Origin of the sequence: Kitasatospora phosalacinea, from assembly GCF_000716545.1 — a bacterium.
Classification (GTDB): Bacteria; Actinomycetota; Actinomycetes; order Streptomycetales; family Streptomycetaceae; genus Kitasatospora; species Kitasatospora phosalacinea.
This window is the reverse complement of record NZ_JNWZ01000033.1, coordinates 103,139-123,028: the sequence shown is the minus strand read 5'-3', so window position 1 is coordinate 123,028 and position 19,890 is coordinate 103,139. Positions and strand designations below refer to the sequence as shown.

Here is a 19,890-nt window from a genome sequence, read left to right as displayed (position 1 = left end):
GGATGCTGCTGGCCGTCGGCGCCCTGGTCTGCGCCACCTCCCTCCCCCGCGTCTCCTGGGCGGCCGCCTGCTGGTGGTCCCTCGACTACGCCGCCATCGGCGGCCTCGCCGCCGTCCTCCCCCGGACCCACCGCCGCTGACCGGTGCGACGGTCCGCAGCACCCGGACGGTCGCCCCGCCGCCGGACGACGACCCCGCGTGGACGCCGCCCCGGGAGGGGTGAGGGCGCGGGGGCGCGCCGGGGGGTGCTTCGAGCGCCCCCGTGGGGGTGACGGGGGTTGGTTCGTAGGCGGAGGCAGCGTGTCGGGGGGCGGGGCGCTGCCAGGGTGAGCGGGTGATCTCTCGACGTGGACTGTTCCTTGCCTCCGGTGGTGCGATGACCGCCGCCGCCCTGGCCGGCCCGGGGGCCGGCTTCTCCCGCGCGGCGGGTGCGGCGCCGCCGCCGCTCGACCCGGCGCGGCAGGAGGCGGCGCTGACCATGGCGCGCCGGATCCTGCTGACCGACGCCGACCACCGCGACCTGACGCTGGACTACCTGAAGCTGCTGACCGGCCGTCAGCGGCTGCGTCCGGTCGCGGCGCGCGAGGTGCTGGTGGTGGGCGCGGGCGTGGCGGGCATGGTGTGCGCCCGGCTGTTGCAGGCGGCCGGGCACAAGGTGCGGGTGCTGGAGGCGAACCGGAGCCGGGTCGGCGGCCGGGTGAAGACCTTCCGCGGCGACCTGTGGCAGGATCCGCGGCTGCACGCCGAGGCGGGCGCGATGCGGATCCCGTCCAGTCACGTGCTGACGCTCGCGCTGGCCGACCACCTGAAGGTGCCGCGCCGCCCCTTCCACCTGGTGGACGTCCCGCCCGATCCGGACCTGGCCTCCGGTGACGCCCGGGTGGTGTACCGGTCGTGGACGGGCGAGGAGTTCGCCACCGGCACCGCGCCCGCGTACACCGCGCCGAAGGGCCTCGGCGGCCGACTGGTGCACGTGAACGGACAGACCGTCAGCAAGGCGGCGTACGCGGCGGACCCGCGCCCGGTGAACAAGAGCTTCGGCTGGGACAGCGGCCAGACCGCGGCCGCCGCCTTCGACCGCGCGCTGGACACCGCCCGGGCGTACACCATGGTGAAGAACGGCGACGGCTCCTGGAGCGACAAGCCGATCGAGCAGCGGGTGACCGGCATGGCGCGGCTGCTGTACGACCTGGACGGCTACTCGCTGCTGCGCTACCTGCAGGAGAGCGAGGGGTGGAGCGACGCCCAGGTGCAGGCGGTGGGCACGCTGGAGAACCTGACCAGCCGGCTGTCGTACGGCTTCCTGCACTCGGTGTTCGACGCGTCCGACATCAACCCGGCGGTGACGTACTTCGAGTTCAGTGCGGGCACCGACGCGCTGACCGAGGCGCTCGCGAAGGGCCTGCCGATCGAGCGCGGCCGGGTGGTCACGCGGGTGCGCCTCGGCGACGGCGGGGTGACGGTGGTCGCCGAGCCGGAGAGCGGCCCCGAGGACGAGGCGTGCGAGGGCGCGGTCGGCGGCGGCCGGTCCGAGTACCGGGCGGACGCGGTGGTGCTGGCGGTGCCGTACGCGGCGCTGCGGCACGTCGACTTCGACCCGATCCTGCCGTACGGCAAGCGCCGGGCGATCGCCGAGCTCAAGCACGACACCGCGCACAAGGTGCTGGTGGAGTTCACCGAGCGCTGGTGGGAGTGGGACGAGGACACCTGGAGGGCGAAGCTGGGCGCCGACTACCGGCCGGCCCCGCACGGGGACGCGGTCGCGGCGGTCGGCGGCGGCTGCGTCTCGGACGAGGCCAGCCGGTTCGTCTACTTCCCCTCCCACCCGAGCGACGGCGGCGCGCCCGGCGGCATCGTGCTGGCCGCCTACAACTGGGCCGAGGACGCGCTGCGCTTCGACGCCCTCACCCCCGCCGACCGGCACACCGAGGCGCTCGACCACCTGGCGGGCCTGTTCGGCGAGCGGATCCGCCGCTACGCCACCGACCGGCACGTCTCGCAGTCCTGGCTGCGCAACCGCTGGGCGCTCGGCGAGGCCGTGATCGAGACGCCGGGCCAGTTGCTCAGCCTCGGCCCGCAGGTCGCCGCCCCGGTCGCGGGCCGGCTGTTCTTCGCGGGCGACCACTGCCAGCCGCGCTACCACGCGTGGATCTCCGGCGCGGTCGCCTCCGGCGTGGAGGCGGCCGTCCAGCTCACCTCCGGCTGACGCGCTGACGTGCCGACGTGCCGACGTGCCGACGTGCTGACGTGCTGACGTGCGCTCAGGCCCGCCCGGCGGGTCGCCCGGGGGCGGGCCTGACGCGCGTTCAGTCGCCGGGCCGGCGGGCGGCCCCGCGCGGGCACCGATAGCATCGGCACATGCCTGACCACGGCCGGAACCAGAGGCACTCGGTGCTGCTGGCGTTCCGCTCGGCGGTGGCGTTGAACCGGCTGCTGGACGTGCTGCCGGTGTTCGAGGGCGACCCGCGGATCGACCGCTGGTTCACCCTGGTGCCCGGCTCCCGGTTCGGGACGGACGCGCTGGCCGTGCTGGACCGGGCGGGCGCCCGGGTGGTGGACTTCGACGAGGCCCGCGGCAGGCACTTCGACCTGATCCTGTCCACCAGCCCCAAGGGCGCGCTGACCAGCCTGTCCGGCCGGGCCCGGGCACTGCTGCCGCACGGCGCGGGCTTCAACAAGGCGCTGGACGACGAGGGTTCGCCGCGCCTGCCGTCCGGCCTGGACCCGGCGTACCTGCTCGCCGCGGGCGAGCCGTGGGCCGACCTGCACGGCCTCGGGCACCACGAGCAGCTCGCCCGGCTCGCCGAGTTCTGCCCGCCGGCCGCCGCCCGCGCGGTCGTGGTCGGCGACCCGACGCTGGACCGGATGCGGGAGTCGACCGGCCGCCGGGACACCTACCGCCGCCGGCTGGGCGTCGGCGACCGGACGCTGCTGGCGGTGCTGACCACCTGGGGCCCGGAGAGCCTGCTGGCCCGCCGCGACGGCCTGCCGCTGGAGCTGGCCCTGCACCTGCCGGTGGACGACTACCTGGTCGCCCTGGTGGTGCACCCCAACGAGGTCAGCGCCCGCACCCCCTTCGACCTCGCCGAGCAGCTCGGCCCGGCGCTGCGGGCCGGGCTGCTGCTGCCCTCCCCGCACCAGGAGTGGGCGTCCGTCCTGGTCGCCGCGGACGCGGTGCTCACCGACCACGGCTCGACCGCGCTGTACGCGGCCGCGCTCGGCCGCACCGTCGTCCTGGACGGGTACGACGGCGGGAGCGAGCTGCTGCCCGGCACGCCGATGGCCCGGCTGCTGGCCGCCGCGCCGCGCTTCACCGGGGCCGCCGACCTGCCGGGGCTGCTGCGCGCGGCCGCCGTCCCCGATCCGGCGCGGTACGCCGCCGACGCCTTCGCCCGCCCCGGCGAGGCGCTGGGGCTGCTGCGCGCCGAGCTGTACCGGCTGCTCGGTCTGGCGCCCCCGCGGACGCCGCTGACCCCGGCGCTGCTGCCCGATCCGGTGGTGTCCCGGCCGGCGGCCGCGGCGCTGGCGGTGCGCGCCGAGGTGGACGGGTCGCGGGTGCGGCTGGAGCGCTTCCCGGTCGCCACCGGGCTGCCGGTCCACCACCGGGCCGCCCGGCACGGCGCGGCGGGCCTGACCGAGCAGCGCAGCGCCGAGGTGCTGTGGCGGCGCGCCGGCACCGGCCGCTGGTCGGCCGCCGGCTGGGCCGCGCACGTCCTGGACGAGCTGCCCTCCTGCCGGGTCGCGGCCGCGCTGCTCTCCGCCGAGCTCTGCCTGCTGGTGCACCGCCGGCTCGGCCCGTTCGCCCTGCGCGTCGCCCCGCAGCGGGCGGGCGGCCGGATCCGCCGGATCGACCCGGCCGCGGCGGTCTCCGCCGCGTACGCCTGGCTGGTCGCGCAGCCGCACCCGGTCGGGGGGCTGCCGGCGGTGGTCGACTGCACGGTCGGCCCGGTGACGGCCCGGCTGGAGCTGGGGACGGCCGGGTCGGCGGAGCTGGACGCCGAGTTCTGAGCCCCGGGGGCCGCCGGGCGTCCGGCTACTGGGCGTCCGGCTACCGGGCGTCCGGCTCCCCGCCGGGTCCCCCGTCGTGCTCCCCGCCGTGTTCGGCGCGCAGTTCGGCGGCGCGGGCCCGGTGGCGGGCGGCGTCCTCGGGCCGGCCGGTGCGGTCGGCGAGTTCGGCGTACTCGTCGCTGATCCGGGCCTCGTCGTGGCTGGAGCCGCGGGCGGTGGCGGCCGCCAGGGCTTCGGCGAGCGGGGGTTCGGCCTCCCGGTAGCGGCCGAGTTCGCGCAGGGCCCGGGCCAGGCCGAAGGCGGTGCGGGCGGCCATCCGCTCCCGGCCGGGCAGGGCGGCGAACTCGGCCCTGGCGGCGGCGAAGAGTTCGGCGGCGGCGGGGTGGTCGGCGGCGGCGGCCGCGGTCTTGGCGAGCTGGTAGGTCTGCAGGGCGGCGCCGTACGCGTTGCCGATGCCGAGCTGGACGGCGCGGGCGGTGGCGAAGTCGGCGCGGGCGGCGGCGAAGTCGGCCAGCGCGGCGTCCCGTTCGCCCTGTCGGAGGGCGGATTCGCCCCTGGCCAGGGCGAGTTGGCCGCGGAAGTCGATCGCGGAGCCGGCCATCCGGCGGTGTTCGGCGGAGTCGTCGAGCAACTGCGCCAGCGCACAGGCCTGTTGGAGTTCGGTGGCGGCCTCCGCGAAGTGGCCCTGTTCCCAGAGCGGGCGGGCCAGCATGCTGCGGGTGCGGACCCGGGCCGGCAGCCGTCCGGTGCGGTCGGCGGCGGCCACGGCGGTGCGGAAGGCGCCGGTGGCGTCGGCGTACCGGGGGTGGTCGAGGAAGTGCGTCCACAGCGATTCGGCGAGCGCGACGGCGTCCTCGTCGCGGCCGCTGTCGTGGGCGAGGCCGACCGCGCCGTACAGGACGTGCCGGTTGGCCTCCATCCAGCGCAGCGCGTCGGCCCTGGCGGTGCCGAGGTCGGCGTCGGGGACGCCGGGCAGCGGGGGCAGCTCGGCCTGGACGGTGGCGCGGGGGCCGGCGATCAGCAGGTCGGCGCGGGCGGTCTGGCGGCGCAGCCAGTGCAGCAGGCGGACGCGGGCGGCGGCGCGTTCGGCGCCCCGGGGGTCGGCGGCGCGGGCGGCGCGGCGGGCGTGGGCGCGGACCAGGGCGTGCTGGCGGTAGCCGCCGGAGCGGTAGTCGAGCAGGCCGGCGGCGCGGAGCGCGGAGAGGGCGTCCTCGGTGTCGAGCAGGTCGAGGCCGAGCAGGGCGGCGGCGGTGGGCAGGACCACGAACGGGCCGGGGCACTCGGGCAGCAGGTGGTACAACCGGGCGGCGGCGGGGTCGAGTTCGGCGTGGGCGGCGTCCCAGACGGCTTCCACGGGCGCGCTCCCCCGGTCGTGCAGCTCGGTGGTGAGCCGTTCGGCGAGTGCGGCCAGGCCGCGGTGCGGGTACTTGCGGGCGAGTCCGCCGGCCACCTCGGCGGCCTTGGGCAGTCCGGCGCAGGCGGCGGCGAGGGCCCGGACGGCGGCGGGGTCGGCGTCGGCCGGGTGCCGCCCGTCGAGGAGCAGGCGCAGCAGTTCGACGGTGTGCTCGGTGCCGAGCGGGGCGAGCGCGACCTCCTCGGCGGCCGGGTCGAGGTCGTACAGCGGGCCGTGGCTGGTGACCAGGACCAGGCTGCGGGCGGAGGCGGGCAGCAGCGGTTCGGCCTCGGCGGCGCCGCGGACGTTGTCGATCACCAGGAGCAGGCGCTTGCCCCGGGTGCGGTCCCAGAACTGGCGGACCAGGCCGCGGAAGTCGCGGCGCAGCCACTCCTGTTCGACGCCGAGCGAGCGCAGCAGGTCGGTGAGGAGGGCGGCGAGGTCGGGCAGGCCGTCGCGCCGGTGCTCGTCCAGGTCGAGGTAGTACGCGCCGTCGGGGTAGTGCTCGGCGAGCCGGTGGCCGGCCCGGACGCACAGGGCGGTCTTGCCGACGCCGCCGAGGCCGCTGACGGTGAGGATCCGGGGGCGGGTGCCGTCGCCGTCCGGGACGGCGGCGGCGGCGATCCGGAGCTGTTCGTCCGTCCGGTCGACGAAGTGGGCGCTCTCCGGCGGGAGTTCGAAGGAGGGGTGGTGGACCAGGACCCTCGCCTGGTGGACGTTGACGGTGTCGATGCGGTGGGCCTGCACCAGGTTGTCCACCCGGGCCTGGCCGCCGACCACGTTGTGCGTCTGCTCGCTCACCCGGCCACCCTACGCGTTCGGCCGGGGGCCGACCGGGAGTCGGACAAGTCCGCCGCGGCGGGGGCCGCTCCCGGCGGCGGGGCGGCGGGGGTCACCGCGCCTCGACGTTCACCGGCTGGTAGTACTCCCAGCTCGGGCTCTCGGCGAAGGCGCGCCAGGTGGTGAGGTCGAAGGGCAACTCGCTCTGGTTGTCCTTGACGACCACGCCCCGGTTGTCGATCCTCCCGCAGTACTCGGTGAACTCGACGACCAGGCCGCTGGGCCGCCACACGGCGACGTGGTAGCCGTAGACGCCGGGGGTCATGGCGTCGTTCGCCTCGACCATCTCCCAACTCCCGTCGGGCAGGAAACCGTAGGTGCACATCTCCTGGTGGTTGCCGGCGGTGCCGCTGTCCTTGCCGCACCGGAACTGGCTCTGCAGCTCGGAGAGTTGGACGCTCCCCACCGGGAAGAGCCGGTCCGCCTGGCGGACCGACAGCTGCAGGGCGCCCTTGCTGCGGCCCGGCCCCTGGTAGAGCAGGTACAACTGCCCCGCCGCGTCCGGGCCCCAACTCTGGCGGGCGTTCGCCTTGATGCCCGGCTGCATCGCCTCCAGGTCATCCAGCACGTTGAGGACGTCGAAGTTCAGCCGGCCCTTCTCGGTGAGCTTCCCGCTGGGAGCGGGCCGGCCCAGCGGGGGGGCCGCCTCCAGCGGCAGTGGCCGCGCCGAGACGGCGGTCGCGGACGAGCTGGGCGAGGCGTCCGGAACGGACGGAGTCCGCGAGGCGGAGACGGCGGGTGAGTCGGAAGGCGAGGGCGACGCGGGGGGCGAGGGCGCGGGCGCGGGCGGGGAGCCGGCCGGGGCGATGCCGGTGGCGGGCCGCGGGCCGGCCTCGACCAGCGGCAGGCCGAGGTTGGCCCCCCCGAGCGCGACGGCGGCGACGGCCGCCGCCGTTCCGGCCATCCGCAGCCGCCGGACCAACTGCCTGCGACGGCCGCGCCGTTCGCTCTCGGCGACGATCACCGCGACGGGCACGCACAGGTCCTTGACGCTCGTCTCCATCAGGTCGGAGAGCTCCAGGTCCAGGTCCGGGTCCAAGTTCCGATGCCTTCCGTACTGGCAGGTGGTGTCGCGCGGGTCGGGCGGGTGCGGCGGGGCCGGGTCAGTCCTGGAGCAGCAGGGTCCGGTCGGGGCCGAGGATGGCGCGCAGGCGGACCATCGAACGGGTGTTGAGGCTCTTGACCGCGCTGACGGTGATGCCCATCGCCTCCGCGGTCTCCTCCAGGCTGTAGTCCTCCAGGTAGCGGAGCGCCACGGCCACCCGGTTGCGGGGCGGCAGTTGGCGCAGCGCGGCGATCAGGGTGAGCCGCAGGGCGGCCGAACTGCCCTCGTGGGTGCCGATCGACGGCTCTTCGGGGAACGCGTCGACCGCGAGCTCGCTGGAGCGCCGCAGCCGCCGGTGGGAGAGGTAGCAGCGCAGCAGCACCTTGCGGGCGTACGCGTCGATGCCCACCTCGCCGTCGGCGCGCCGCAATCGCCCCCAGACCGGGTAGAGCTTGGACAGCGCGGTCTGCACCAGGTCCTGGGCCTGGTGCCAGTCCCCGCACATCAGGTACGCCAGGTGGAACAGGCGGCGTGCCCGGCTGGCCGCGAACTCGTCGAAGCCGAGCTCCTCGGTCATGTGGTCCCCCGGATGGAAAGGTGTTTCGTCGACGCCCTGAAGACACGCCGCAGGCGCCCCGGGAGGTCTCGCCCTGAAGGTAAAGACTCCATAACGGTGATCGGCGGCGGGCCTGCCGGGCGTCAGGCTCCGTCCCCCGTGGATGCCGCCGGACGGCCCCGGTCGTCGGGTCGACGATACCGGGGCCGGGTCAAGTCCGTTGGCGTGCACCACCGTTCGGTTGCGGATACGAACGTCCCGCGCCGGGGCCAGTCCTGCTCCGGGCGGGCGGGGTGCGCGCCTCGCTCAGGCCCGGGGGCGCCACACCCGCAGGTAGTCCGCGGCCGTGCTGATCGCGTTGTCGTCGGTCGGCGAGGGGTGCCAGGAGCCCGCGCAGATCGACAGGTTGAGGATCAGGTAGGCGCTCCAGTTCGGGCCGGTGCCGGTGTGGTCGGAGAACACCAGCTTGTGGTTGACGTACCAGTCGTTGTTGTACGCCCCGTAGTGGACGCCGATGGTGACCCAGGCGCCGGGGTGGATCTCGTCGGCGTCGGTGTAGTAGGTGCCGGCGCTGTTGATCCGGTTGGAGAGCTCCAGCAGGTTCGGGTTGTCCGGGTGGTACTCGAAGGAGTCGATCTCGTTGCCGCTGTCCTTCCACGTCCACAGCGCGGGCCAGGCGCCGTACCCGCTGGGCAGTTGCAGCCGGACCTCCGCGTAGTCGCCGGGACGGACCTGGAAGCCCTGCTGGGTGTTCTCGGTGGTGAGCAGCCCGGTGTCCCAGGACTGCTTGCCGTTCTCCAGCCGGTTGGCGCCGGAGGTGGCGGTGAAGGTGTTGGCGCCGTCGCGGGTGCTCAGCGCGCCGGGCTGCAGCCAGTCGAGCTTGTCGTCGTCCGGGTTGTGGTTGCCGTACCGGTACGCGCTGGCGGTGGTGGCGTTCCAGGTGGTGCCGAGCTGCGGCGGGTCGGTGAAGTTCTCGTCGAACACCAGCCGGCCGGCGGGGACCGGCGGCGGGGACGGCGGGGTGACGGACTTGCTGACGGTCAGCGTCTTGCTCGGCAGGTTGTGGTACTCGGTGCCGGTCCGGTACCAGCCGAACTCGGTGTAGGTGCCCTCGGGGAAGCTCCGGGCGGCCGTGGTCAGGACGTACCCCTCCGGGCAGATCCGCACGTCGGCGGCGGCGCCGGGGAAGTCCAGGTTCTGCTGGTCGGCGTCCCGCACCCCGACGCCGAGTTCGTCGACGGTGACGCAGGTGGAGAGCGAGCCGACCGAGAGCGTCGCCGCGACCGGCGTGTCCGGCAGGGCGCTGGTGGGGGCGAGGCTGCGCTGCTGGATCCGCGGCGCGGCGGAGGCCGGCGCGGCGGGCAGCAGCGGTACGACGAGCAGCAGCGACAACAGCGCTACGCGGCGGGGCAGGGACACGGAGCTCCGATCGGCCGTCGAAACGGGAGAGACGGGAGGAACGGGGAGGCCGGACGGCGGCTGCCTGGCACCGGGCTACTCGACGTCGATGGTGAACGCGCGGGTCGGGACGGTCCGGGTGGGGCGGTCCGGGTCCAGGACGGAGACCGCGCCGCCGGACAGCCGCTCACCGGCCCGGACGTCGTCCGCGATCCGCAGCGGGAGGAGCACCGTCGCGGTGCGGCGCAGCGTCAGGCCCTTGCGGAAGTCGCAGGTCAACTCGCGCCGCGCGTCGTCGTACTGGCAGTTGTCGGGGAAGACCCTGCCCTCCACCGTGACGCGCTTGGGCAGCCGCACCGTGGTCTTGAAGTTCCGGCTGGTCTCGTTCGGGCCGAGGTTGGCCACCAGGGCCCGCACCACGGTGAGGCCGCGCACCCCGGTGCGGTCCACGGTCACGTTCACCACCTGCAGGCCGTCCTCGCCGTCCGGGGCCCGCTGCTCGTCCGCGCCGACCTGCGCGCGTCCGCCGAGCGGCGCCACTCCGGACGCCACCGCCGCCGTTCCGGTCCCGGCCACGCACAATGCGGCCGCGATGCCGATGCGCCACCAACCGCGCCGACCGATGCTCACCGTTCAACCGCCTCCCGTCGTCGTCAACTCCCGGCAGGATCGACCGTTCTCGCGGGTGAGGGGTGGCGGCGCACCGCCGCGCGCGGGCAAGAACCCGTGCGGCGGACATGGGTCGGACCATCCGAAAGGACGATTCGGTGACGAGTTCCGGGGTGACGGGGGGCGCGGCACACTGGGGGCATGGAACACACCGAGGGCGGCGAGCCCGCCTGCTTCCTGAACCTGGTCTGCGAGGAGTGCGGCAGGGTCCGCGAGGACGGCCGCTGCCCGCTGTGCGATCCGCCGGCGGTCGAGGAGGACGGCTCGGCGCCCGACCCGGTGGCCGCGCGGGAGGGCTGACCTCCGCCCCGGGCCGGTCCGCCCGGGTTCAGCGCAGCAGGCCGTGCAGCAGCAGTTCGGCGAGGTGGCCGTACGCCTCGGCGTCGGCCAGGCCGGTGGCCTCGGCGACCCGGCGCTGCTGGATGCGCACCATCACCGAGCTGATCACGTCCGCGGCGAAGGCCACGTGCGTCTCGCGGAAGGCGCCGGCCGCGACGCCGTCGTCGATCAGCTGCTGGATCTGGCGGGCGGCGGCCCCGGTGTTGCGGCCGTAGACCTCGGCGGCGGGTTCGAAGGCGGCCAGGTCGTCGAAGAACCGGGCCGAGCCGGGGGCGAGTTCGGCGGAGACCGCGCGCAGGTAGGCGGCCAGCCGGGCGGCCGGGTCGGTCTCGGCGGCCAGGGCGGCGCCGACCCGGGCGGTGGCCTCCCGGAAGAAGTGCACCACGGCCGCGCGGACCAGCTGCTCCTTCGAGCCGGCCAGGCCGTACAGGGTGCGCTTGGAGCAGTGCAGGCGGGCGGCCAGGTCGTCCAGGGTGAAGTGGGCGAAGCCCTCGGCCACGAACAGCGCCACCAGTTCCTCGAAGAGCGCGCTGCGGCGCGCTGCGCCCCGTCCGGTGGGCTGGGGGGCGGTTGCGCGGTCGATCACCCGGCCAGTATGACAGTCGGCCCCGACCGGGCCGCTGCTCGCCCGTACCGGGCCCCTCCCCGCCGGCTGCCCGATGCCGTCCCCTCCCCGCGCCGGGGCACCCTGCGCTACGCTGACCGGTACTGACGTACCGCTTCGCGTACCGCTTGGAGCCGGAACATGGCCGTGGATCGCTTGCTGCCCACCGAGGAAGCCGCGGACCTGATCGCGCTGACCCGTGATCTCGCCGATCGGGAGCTCGCGACCAAGGTCGCCTCCCACGAGAAGGAGGAGCGCTACCCGGAAGGGCTGTTCGCGCTGCTCGGGCAGGCGGGGCTGCTGGGCCTGCCGTACCCGGAGGAGTTCGGCGGCGGCGGGCAGCCGTACGAGGTGTACCTGCAGGTGCTGGAGGAGCTGGCGTCCCGCTGGGCGGCCGTCGCGGTGGCCACCAGCGTGCACACCCTGGCCTGCCACCCGCTGACCGCCTACGGCACGCCCGAGCAGCGGGAGCGCTGGCTGCCCCGGATGCTGGCGGGCGAGCTGGTGGGCGGCTACAGCCTGTCCGAGCCGAACGCGGGCTCGGACGCGGCGGCGCTGACCTGCCGGGCCGAGCCGGTGGAGCAGGGGTACCGGATCACCGGCACCAAGGCGTGGATCACCCACGGCGGCAAGGCCGACTTCTACGCGCTGTTCGCCCGCACCGCGCCCGGCCCGCACGGGGTGTCCTGCTTCCTGGCGCCCGGACGGGTCGAGGGCCTGACCTTCGGCCCGCCGGAGGAGAAGATGGGCCTGAACGCGGTACCGACCACCGCCGCCTACTGGGACGGCGCGCTGCTGGAGCGCGACCGGCTGATCGGCGCCGAGGGCCAGGGCCTGCCGATCGCGTTCTCCGCGCTCGACTCGGGCCGACTGGGCATCGCGGCCTGCGCCACCGGGCTGGCCCAGGCCGCGCTGGACCACGCCGTCGCGTACGCCAACGAGCGCACCACCTTCGGCCGCCGGATCGTCGACCACCAGGGCCTGGGCTTCCTGCTCGCCGACATGGCCGCCGCCGTCGACTCGGCCCGCGCCACCTACCTGGACGCGGCCCGCCGCCGCGACCTGGGCCGCCCGTTCAGCCGACAGGCCAGCGTCGCCAAGCTGGTCGCCACCGACGCCGCGATGAAGGTCACCACCGACGCGGTGCAGGTGCTGGGCGGCTACGGCTACACCCGGGACTTCCCGGTCGAGCGCTACATGCGCGAGGCCAAGATCATGCAGATCTTCGAGGGCACCAACCAGATCCAGCGACTGGTGATCAGCCGCCAGTTCGCCACCCACTGACCCGACCCCCTGTTCCGGAAGGACGTTCCACCATGCAGCTCTCCGGCACCGCCGCCCTGGTCACCGGCGCCGCCTCCGGCCTGGGCGCGGCCACCGCCGCCCACCTGGCCTCGCTCGGCGCCACCGTGTACGGCCTCGACCTGCCCAAGGCCGTGGAGTCCGCCCCCGCGCAGCCGGACGGCGTCACCCTGATCGGGGCGGACGTCACCGAGGAGCGGCCGGTGCGCGAGGCACTGGAACGGGTCGCCGCCGGCGGCCGTCCGCTGCGGCTGGCGGTCAGCTGCGCGGGCGTCGCCCCGTCGGCGCGGGTGGTGGGCCGACGCGGCCCGCACGACCTGGACCTGTTCCGCGGCGTGCTGAACGTCAACCTGGTCGGCACCTTCAACGTGATGCGGCTGGCCGCGGAGGCGATGTCGGCGCAGGAACCGGACGGGGCCGGACAGCGCGGGCTGGTGGTCAACACCGCGTCCATCGCGGCCTTCGAGGGCCAGGTCGGGCAGATCGCGTACGCGGCGTCCAAGGCGGGCGTGGCCGGGATGACCATCACGGCGGCCCGGGACCTGGCGCAGTACGGGATCCGGGTGGTCACCATCGCCCCCGGCATCGTCGACACCCCGATGATGGCGGGCTTCTCCGAGGAGGTCCGCTCCGGCCTGGCCGCGACGGTGACCTTCCCGCAGCGGCTGGCCCGCCCGGAGGAGTACGCCCGGCTGGTCGCGATGGTCGCCGAGCACGACTACCTGAACGGCGAGACCATCCGGATGGACGGCGCGCTGCGGATGGCCGCCCGCTGAACCACCGGGCCGCCGCTCCGCGACGGCGGGGCGCTCCCGGTGGCGGGGCGCCCCCGGTGGCGGGGCCGGCCGGATCCGCGCCACGGGACCGTGGCGGTGGGGGCGGTGATCACCACTGCGCCACCCGGTAGTCCTTCAGGAAGACGCCCGCGAACGGCTCCCCGGCCTCGCCCCGGACGATCGGGTCGTAGACCCGGGCGGCGCCGTCGACGACGTCCAGCGGGGTGCGGAACCCGCGGTCGGCCAGCCGGGACTTCTTGGGCGCCGGGTTCTCGTCGGTGATCCAGCCGGTGTCGACGGCGCACATGTAGACGCCGCGCCCGGCGAGTTCGGCGGCGCTGGTGCGGGTGAGCATGTTGAGCGCGGCCTTGGCCATGTTGGTGTGCGGGTGGCCCGCCGTCTTGTTGCGGACCTCGAAACGGCCCTCCACCGCCGTCACGTTGACGATGTAGCGGGACGGGTGCGGGGAGGCCTCCAGCAGCGGCAGCAGCCGGTCGCAGAGCAGCGCCGGGGCGAGCGCGTTGACCAGCTGGGTCTCCAGCACCTCGGCCGGGTCGAGCCCGCCGAGCGTCGCCGACCAGGAGTTGTGCGGCGCGGTGTCGGGCAGCAGGCCGGCCTCGTCGACGGACCCGGCGTCGACCCCGGAGAGCGCCGACCCGCTCTTCCCGGGCGCCAGTTCGGCGGCGGGCCAGGCGGCGGTGAGCGCGGGCATCGGGCGGAACCCGGGCGCGTGGGCGACCTGCGCGGGCACCGTGCCGTGCTCCCCCGCGGCCAGCAGCGCGTACGACTCGGGCGGGCGGCGCAGGGTCTGTGCGGCGTTGTTCACCAGGACGTCCAACGGCCGCCCCTCGGCGCGCAGTTGCTCGCACAGGCCGAGGACCTGGCGCGGGTCGCGCAGGTCGATGCCGACGATCCGCAGCCGGTGCAGCCAGCCCCCGCTGCCCCCGGCGGCCCGGAAGCGGGCGAGGGTGTCGTGCGGGAAGCGGCTGGTGACGATCAGTTCGGCGCCGTCGCGGAGCATCATCAGGGCCAGCTGGAAGCCGATCTTGACGCGTCCGCCGGTGAGCAGCGCCCGCCGCCCGGTCAGGTCGGTGCTGAGCGCGCGGCGGGCGGTGTGGTCGGCGGCGCAGTCGGGGCACAGCCGGTGGTAGAAGCCGTCGACCTGCCGGTAGTGCCGCTTGCAGACGTAACAGCGTTGCGGGCGGGCGAGTTCGCCGATCGGGACGTGCCCGGCGGCGGTGGGCAGCGGGGCGTCCTCGCGGCGGCCGGTGGCGCCGGTGGCGGTGGCGCCGATCAGTGCGGCGTCGGCCCGGGCGGTCTCGGTGCGGCGGGCGCGGCGGCGGGCGTGCCGGCCGTCGCGGACGAGGGACTCGGCGCCGCGCTCGGCCCGCAGCCGTACCGGGTGGTCCGGGGGCAGGGCCCACAGCCGGCTCAACGTCCGCTCGAAGGCGGCGAGTTCGGCCTCGTCCGGTTCCTCCCGGAGGCTGGACGGGGGCGTGCTCATCGGGCGGTCCTCCGGGGGTGGTGGTGCGGGGCGACGAGGGTGGGCCCGGCCGGACGGGGCCTGGCGGTGCGGCCTGTCCGCCGCTGCGCCACGGGGCCCGTCGTCCGGGCCTCCCGGGGGCCGGATTCGAACCGGCGTGTTCCGCCATGCCATGGCGGCGCGTCTGCCTCTGCGCCCACGCCCGGGAGGTGGCAGTGATCCTAACGGCAGGTCGGGAACGGGCGGAAACGGATTTCCGCAGCCCCCTCGGGCACTCCGTCGCACCCCGCCGCGGCCCGTCGCGCCCGCTCGGGATCCGGCGGCGTGCCGGGCGGCGCGCCCGGTCGACCGGTTTGCGGTGCGAAGTACCGGACACACCACAGGGCATGACCGCACCCACTTCACGCGTCGTGGTGATCACCGGCGCCAGTGCAGGAATAGGGCGGGCGTGCGTCGAGGCGTTCGCCGCGCGCGGGGACCGCCTCGCCCTGATCGCCCGTGGCAGCGCGGGGCTGGAAGCAGCCGCCGCCGAGGCCCGGAAGGCCGGTACGACGGCCGTCGTGATCGAGGCCGACGTCAGCGATCCGGGGGCCGTCGAGGCCGCCGCCGAACGCGTCGAGCGCGAACTCGGCCCGATCGACGTCTGGGTGAACGACGCGTTCACCTCGGTCTTCGCCGCCTTCACCGAGATCTCGGCGGAGGAGTTCCGCCGGGTCACCGAGGTGACCTACCTCGGCTACGTGTACGCCACCCGGGCCGCGCTGAGCCGCATGCTGCCGCGCGACCGGGGGACGCTCGTGCACGTCGGCTCCGCCCTCGCCTACCGGGGCATCCCGTACCAGAGCGCCTACAGCGGGGCCAAGCACGCCCTGCAGGGCTGGCACGAGGCGCTGCGCTGCGAGCTGCTGGCCTCCGGCTCGGGGGTGCGCACCACGATGGTGCAGATGCCGGCCGTGAACACCCCGCAGTTCGACTGGGTGCTCTCCCGGCTGCCGAAGCGCGCCCAGCCCGTCCCGCCGATCTACCAGCCCGAGGTGGCGGCCCGGGCGGTCGTCCACGCGGCGGACCACCCGGAGCGGCGCGAGTACTGGGTGGGCGGCAGCACGGCCGCCACCCTGATCGCCAACGCGGTGGTGCCGGGGCTGCTGGACCGCTACCTGGCCCGGACCGGGCTCGGCTCGCAGCAGACCGACCAGCCGCGCGGGGGCGACGACCCGGCCAACCTGTGGAAGCCCGCGGACGACCGGGAGGACTACGGCGCGCGCGGCCGCTTCTCCGGTGACTCCAGCGCCCGGAGCCCGCAGCTGTGGGCCACCACCCACCGGGCCGCCGTCGCCGGGGCCGTCGCCGCCACCGCGGCCGCCGTGGTCCTCGGCGCGCGCGTCGGGCGCCGACGGTGACGGGCGCGCACCGGCGCCGGGCCGACGCACCGGCGAACCACCGTACGGGGAGGGCGGCATGAGCGTCTTCCCGCACCCCGCCGAGCGCACCGACGGCGGGCGGGGCCGGTTCGAGCGGCTGGCCGAGACCGCGTCCAACCTGAGCAGCTCGCCGGTGTTCTCGGTGTTCTGCCTGCTGCTGGTGGCGGGCTTCTTCGTGGTGCACGCGCTGGGCCTGTCGACCGAGTGGCAGATCCTCGCGGGTGACGTGATGACCGCCGTCACCCTGGTGCTGCTGGCGCTGCTGAAGAACGCGGAGCGCCGCGCGGAGCACGCGCTGCAGCGCAAGCTGGACGCGATCGCCGCGGCCCTGCTGGAGCAGCACGCGGGCGACGGGGACCGGGCGCACCGGGAGCTGCGCGAGGCGATCCGGCTGGAGGAGCGGGTCTGAGGGGCGCCGGGTCGGCCCGCCCTCGAACGGGCCGACCCGGGACCGCGGGTCAGGGTTCGCCGACCCGCAGCCAGCGGTAGCCGTACGGCGGCAGCTCGACGCGGGGCGCGCCGGCCGCCCGTTCGACGGTGGCTCCGGTGAGGATGTCGGTCAGCCGGCCGTCCGGTGCTCCGGCGGCGGTGGCGGTGACCGGCCGGTCGGCGAAGTTGTGCAGCACCAGGACGGCGCCGTCCCCGGTGGAGCTGAGGTGGGCGAGGACGGCGGGGTCGCCCGTGTCGAGGATCTCGCAGTGGCCCCAGGCCAGTTCGGGGGCCTCGCGGTAGCCCTGGACGAAGGAGCGCATCCGGGCCAGCAGCGAGTGCGGGTCGTGGGCCTGGTCGCGCACGTTGACGCGTTCGGGGCCGAAGGCGCCCCGGGTCAGCGGCCGGGGGTAGCGGGCCGGGTCGGCGTCGGAGAAGCCCGCCGTCGGCTCCGGGGTCCACTGCATGGGGGTGCGGACGGCGAGCCGCCCGTCGGCGTCGAGGTTCTCGCCCATGCCGATCTCCTCGCCGTAGAAGAGCACCGGCGTGCCCGGCAGGGTGAACAGCAGGCTGTAGGCGAGTTCGATCCGGCGCCGGTCGCCGCCGACCATGGGGGGCAGCCGGCGGCGCAGGCCCCGGCCGTACAGCTGCATGTCGGCCTCGGGGCCGAACGCGGCGAAGACCTCGTCGCGTTCGGACTTCGAGAGCTTGTCGAGGGTGAGTTCGTCGTGGTTGCGCACGAACGTCGCCCAGTGCGCGTTGCGGGGCGGCTGCGGGCGTCCGCGCAGCGCGTCGGCCAGCGGGGCGGCCTGCTGCCTGGCCAGCGACAGGTACATCCGCTGCATGCCGATGAAGTCGAAGCACATCGTCAGCTCGTCGCCGCCCGAGGCGGGGTCGCCGAAGAACCTGAGCGTCTCGTCGTAGGGCAGGTTGACCTCGCCCAGCAGCATGGCCTCGCCGTTGCGGCGGCCGAGGAAGGCCCGCAGGTCGGCCAGGTACGCGTGCGGGTCGGGCAGGTTGTCGGCGTCCACCTGTCCTGCGGTCTCCAGCAGGAACGGCACCGCGTCGACCCGGAACCCGGACAGGCCCAGCTGCGTCCAGAAGCCCATGATCCGCGCTATCTCGTCGCGCACCTCGGCGTTGGTGATGTTGAGGTCGGGCTGCTCCTTGTAGAAGCGGTGGAAGTAGTACTGGCCGGTGGGCTCGTGGTACTGCCACAGGCTCTGCTCGGCGTCGGGGAAGGTGACCCCCTGCGGGCCGTCCTCGGGCGGGGTGTCGCACCACACGTACCAGTCGCGCAGGCGGGCGTCCCGGCCGGAGCAGGCGTCCTGGAACCACGGGTGGTGGTCGGAGGTGTGGTTGACGACCAGGTCGGCGATGACCCGCAGTCCCCGGTCGCGGGCGGTGCGGACGAACTCGGTGAACTCGCCGAGGGTGCCCAGGCGGGGGTCGACGGCGTAGTAGTCGGTGATGTCGTAGCCGTCGTCGCGTTCGCGGGTCGGGTGGAAGGGCATCAGCCACAGGCAGGTCACGCCGAGCCGCACCAGGTGGTCGATCCGCTGGGCGAGGCCGACGAAGTCGCCCACTCCGTCGCCGTTGCCGTCCTGGAAGGTCTCGACGTCGACGCAGTACACCACCGCGTTCTTCCACCACAGGTCGGCGGTCTCGGTCAGTCTCATCGGGTGCTCTCTCCTGCCGTGGCGGTGATGCGGTGGACGCGCGCCTCCCAGGGCGCCAGGACGGTGGTGGTGCCCGGTCCGGGGCCGGCGGGGCCTTCGGCGCCGGCGGCGGGCAGGTTGCCCAGGACCAGTTCGGCTCCCCGCCAGTGCGGCGGCAGGTCGACGGGCACGTGCTCGCCGGTGAAGTTCCCGAGGACGAGCAGGGTGGTGCCGCGGTGGCGGCGGGTGAACGCGTACACCCGCTCGTCCTCGGGCAGCAGCGGGGTGAAGTCGCCGTGCACGACGGCCGGTTCGCTGTGGCGCAGGGCGATCAGCCGCCGGTAGTGGTGGTACACCGAGCCGGGGTCGCGCCGGGCGTCGGCGGCGTTGACGGTGGTGTGGTTCGGGTTGACCGCGATCCACGGGGTGCCGGTGCTGAACCCGGCGCCGGGCGTGGCGTCCCACTGCATCGGGGTGCGGGCGTTGTCCCGGCCCATGGCGCGCAGCCCGCGCAGCACCCGCTCCGGCTCCTGCCCGGCCGCGAGCGCCTGCGCGTAGTGGTTGAGCGCCTCGATGTCGCGGAAGTCCCCGATCGAGGCGAACGGGGCGTTGGTCATGCCCAGTTCCTCGCCCTGGTAGACGTACGGGGTGCCGCGGTGCAGGTGCAGGACGGTGGCGAGCATCGTCGCGGAGCGGACCCGGTGGCGGGGGCCGTCGTCGCCGAACCGGGAGACGATCCGGGGCTGGTCGTGGTTGTTCCAGTACAGGCTGTTCCAGCCGGTGTCGGCGAGGCCCTGCTGCCAGCGGGCCAGGGACGCCTTCAGGTCGGTCAGCCGCAGCGGCCGCGGGTCGAACTTCCCGCCGGGGCCGTGGTCCAGGCTGACGTGCTCGAACTGGAAGACCATGTCCACCTCGACCCGCGCCGGATCGGTGAACAGCCGGGCCTGCTCGACCGTCACCCCCGGCATCTCCCCCACCGTCAGCAGTCGGCCCGGGTGGTGGGCGAACACCTCGCGGTGCATCTCCTGGAGGTACTCGTGCACCCGCGGGCCGCAGAGGTAGGACGGCGAGCCGTCGCCGTACAGGCCGTCGCCGCGCAGCGGGCCGTCCGGCAGGGCCGGGTCCTTGGAGATCAGGTTGACGACGTCCATCCGGAAGCCGTCCACGCCCCGCTCCAGCCACCAGCGCATCATCGCGTACACGGCCTGGCGGACCTCCGGGTTCTCCCAGTTGAGGTCCGGCTGCCCGGGGGCGAACAGGTGCAGGTAGTACGCGCCGGACGCCCCGTCGTACGTCCAGGCCGGGCCGGAGAAGAACGAGCCCCAGTTGTTCGGCTCGGCGGCGGGCGGCTCGACGGCGGTCGGGTCGACGGCGGTCGGGTCGACGGCGGTCGGGTCGGCGGCGTTCGGGTCGACGGTTTCGCGCGGGGGGCGCCACCAGTACCAGGAGCGCTTGGGGCTCGCCGGGTCGCGGGACTCCTGGAACCACGGGTGGCGGTCCGAGGTGTGGTTCACCACCAGGTCCATCACCAGCCGCATGCCGCGGGCGTGCACGGCCGCCAGCAGCCGGTCGAACGCCGCCAGGTCGCCGAAGAGCGGGTCGACGTCCTGGTAGTCGCTGATGTCGTAGCCGTTGTCGGCCTGCGGCGACGGGTAGACCGGTGACAGCCACAGCACGTCGACGCCCAGTTCGACGAGGTGGTCGAGGTGGGAGGTGATGCCGTCCAGGTCGCCGACCCCGTCGCCGTTCGAATCGGCGAAGCTGCGGGGGTAGATCTGGTAGACGACCGCGGACTTCCACCACGCCTCGTCCCCGTCCGCCCCCGTCTCCACCGCGTTCCCGTCCTGCCGGTCCACCGGATCACCCCTGTCGTTCCTGTCGTCTCTGTCGTCCTCGGTCACCGTGCCCGTCCCCTCCCGTCCTCCGCGTCGATCCCACCGGCCACGGCCCCCTCCTTCCCGCTGGCGCC

17 protein-coding genes and 1 tRNA gene are annotated in these 19,890 nt (G+C 75.0%); 8 read left to right on the top strand and 10 right to left on the bottom strand.

The window, feature by feature from the left end:
- Nucleotides 1–2 precede the first annotated feature (2 nt).
- From OO48_RS38400 to OO48_RS18345, 3 genes are all read left to right on the top strand, one after another.
- Nucleotides 3–140 carry a hypothetical protein gene (locus OO48_RS38400; RefSeq protein ID WP_157845487.1) on the top strand — a complete coding sequence of 46 codons (138 nt, stop codon included), beginning with the start codon at nt 3–5 and terminating at the stop codon, nt 138–140.
- A gap of 236 nt (nt 141–376) precedes the next feature.
- Nucleotides 377–2,206: a flavin monoamine oxidase family protein gene (locus tag OO48_RS18350; RefSeq protein WP_051732277.1), complete on the top strand. Its 1,830-nt coding sequence runs from the start codon at nt 377–379 to the stop codon at nt 2,204–2,206.
- 152 nt (nt 2,207–2,358) lie between these two features.
- Nucleotides 2,359–4,008 (top strand): hypothetical protein, encoded by a 1,650-nt coding sequence (locus OO48_RS18345; RefSeq protein WP_033217493.1) that lies wholly within the window; start codon nt 2,359–2,361, stop codon nt 4,006–4,008.
- A gap of 40 nt (nt 4,009–4,048) precedes the next feature.
- Here the strand turns inward: OO48_RS18345 and OO48_RS18340 are convergent, their stop codons facing one another.
- The 5 genes from OO48_RS18340 to OO48_RS18320 form a co-directional block, all read right to left on the bottom strand.
- The gene (locus OO48_RS18340; RefSeq protein WP_051732276.1) at nt 4,049–6,202 is read right to left on the bottom strand and encodes an AAA family ATPase; all 2,154 of its coding nucleotides are present in this window, start codon (nt 6,200–6,202) and stop codon (nt 4,049–4,051) included.
- 91 nt (nt 6,203–6,293) lie between these two features.
- Nucleotides 6,294–7,280, bottom strand: coding sequence for a hypothetical protein (locus OO48_RS18335; RefSeq protein WP_033217491.1), 987 nt, complete (start codon nt 7,278–7,280; stop codon nt 6,294–6,296).
- 64 nt (nt 7,281–7,344) lie between these two features.
- Nucleotides 7,345–7,863 (bottom strand): SigE family RNA polymerase sigma factor, encoded by a 519-nt coding sequence (locus tag OO48_RS18330; protein ID WP_033217489.1) that lies wholly within the window; start codon nt 7,861–7,863, stop codon nt 7,345–7,347.
- Nucleotides 7,864–8,148: 285 nt separating this feature from the next.
- A complete protein-coding gene (locus tag OO48_RS18325) occupies nt 8,149–9,261 on the bottom strand; it encodes a glycoside hydrolase family 16 protein (RefSeq protein WP_081952208.1) in 1,113 nt (370 codons plus the stop codon).
- Nucleotides 9,262–9,336: 75 nt separating this feature from the next.
- Nucleotides 9,337–9,870: a hypothetical protein gene (locus OO48_RS18320; RefSeq protein ID WP_157845486.1), complete on the bottom strand. Its 534-nt coding sequence runs from the start codon at nt 9,868–9,870 to the stop codon at nt 9,337–9,339.
- Between the two features lie 180 nt (nt 9,871–10,050).
- Here OO48_RS18320 and OO48_RS38395 point away from each other — a divergent pair, with 180 nt between their 5' ends.
- Entirely contained in the window at nt 10,051–10,209 is a 159-nt protein-coding gene (locus tag OO48_RS38395; protein WP_157845485.1) for a hypothetical protein, read from the top strand.
- 28 nt (nt 10,210–10,237) lie between these two features.
- On the opposite strand, the gene OO48_RS18315 is transcribed toward OO48_RS38395, so the two are convergent.
- On the bottom strand, nt 10,238–10,834 hold the full coding sequence (locus tag OO48_RS18315; protein ID WP_081952207.1) for a TetR/AcrR family transcriptional regulator: 597 nt from the start codon (nt 10,832–10,834) through the stop codon (nt 10,238–10,240).
- A gap of 159 nt (nt 10,835–10,993) precedes the next feature.
- Here OO48_RS18315 and OO48_RS18310 point away from each other — a divergent pair, with 159 nt between their 5' ends.
- Both OO48_RS18310 and OO48_RS18305 read left to right on the top strand, forming a co-directional pair.
- The gene (locus tag OO48_RS18310; protein WP_033217487.1) at nt 10,994–12,136 is read left to right on the top strand and encodes an acyl-CoA dehydrogenase family protein; all 1,143 of its coding nucleotides are present in this window, start codon (nt 10,994–10,996) and stop codon (nt 12,134–12,136) included.
- A gap of 32 nt (nt 12,137–12,168) precedes the next feature.
- Nucleotides 12,169–12,930 carry an SDR family NAD(P)-dependent oxidoreductase gene (locus OO48_RS18305; protein ID WP_033217485.1) on the top strand — a complete coding sequence of 254 codons (762 nt, stop codon included), beginning with the start codon at nt 12,169–12,171 and terminating at the stop codon, nt 12,928–12,930.
- 109 nt (nt 12,931–13,039) lie between these two features.
- On the opposite strand, the gene OO48_RS18300 is transcribed toward OO48_RS18305, so the two are convergent.
- Nucleotides 13,040–14,434, bottom strand: coding sequence for an SDR family NAD(P)-dependent oxidoreductase (locus OO48_RS18300; RefSeq protein WP_033217482.1), 1,395 nt, complete (start codon nt 14,432–14,434; stop codon nt 13,040–13,042).
- 111 nt (nt 14,435–14,545) lie between these two features.
- Nucleotides 14,546–14,620, bottom strand: a tRNA-Ala gene (locus OO48_RS18295).
- A 179-nt stretch (nt 14,621–14,799) separates the two neighbouring features.
- Between OO48_RS18295 and OO48_RS18290 the strand changes: the two genes are divergently transcribed.
- Together OO48_RS18290 and OO48_RS18285 are read left to right on the top strand one after the other, a co-directional pair.
- Complete coding sequence (locus OO48_RS18290; protein WP_033217481.1) at nt 14,800–15,813, top strand: SDR family oxidoreductase; 1,014 nt, start codon at nt 14,800–14,802, stop codon at nt 15,811–15,813.
- A 58-nt stretch (nt 15,814–15,871) separates the two neighbouring features.
- Nucleotides 15,872–16,243 carry a low affinity iron permease family protein gene (locus OO48_RS18285; protein ID WP_033217479.1) on the top strand — a complete coding sequence of 124 codons (372 nt, stop codon included), beginning with the start codon at nt 15,872–15,874 and terminating at the stop codon, nt 16,241–16,243.
- Between the two features lie 49 nt (nt 16,244–16,292).
- On the opposite strand, the gene OO48_RS18280 is transcribed toward OO48_RS18285, so the two are convergent.
- Both OO48_RS18280 and OO48_RS18275 read right to left on the bottom strand, forming a co-directional pair.
- Nucleotides 16,293–17,942: an alpha-amylase family protein gene (locus tag OO48_RS18280; protein WP_033217477.1), complete on the bottom strand. Its 1,650-nt coding sequence runs from the start codon at nt 17,940–17,942 to the stop codon at nt 16,293–16,295.
- Nucleotides 17,939–19,777, bottom strand: coding sequence for a glycoside hydrolase family 13 protein (locus tag OO48_RS18275; protein WP_245194703.1), 1,839 nt, complete (start codon nt 19,775–19,777; stop codon nt 17,939–17,941). Before OO48_RS18275 ends, OO48_RS18280 begins: the two co-directional genes overlap by 4 nt.
- Between the last annotated feature and the right edge of the window lie 113 nt (nt 19,778–19,890).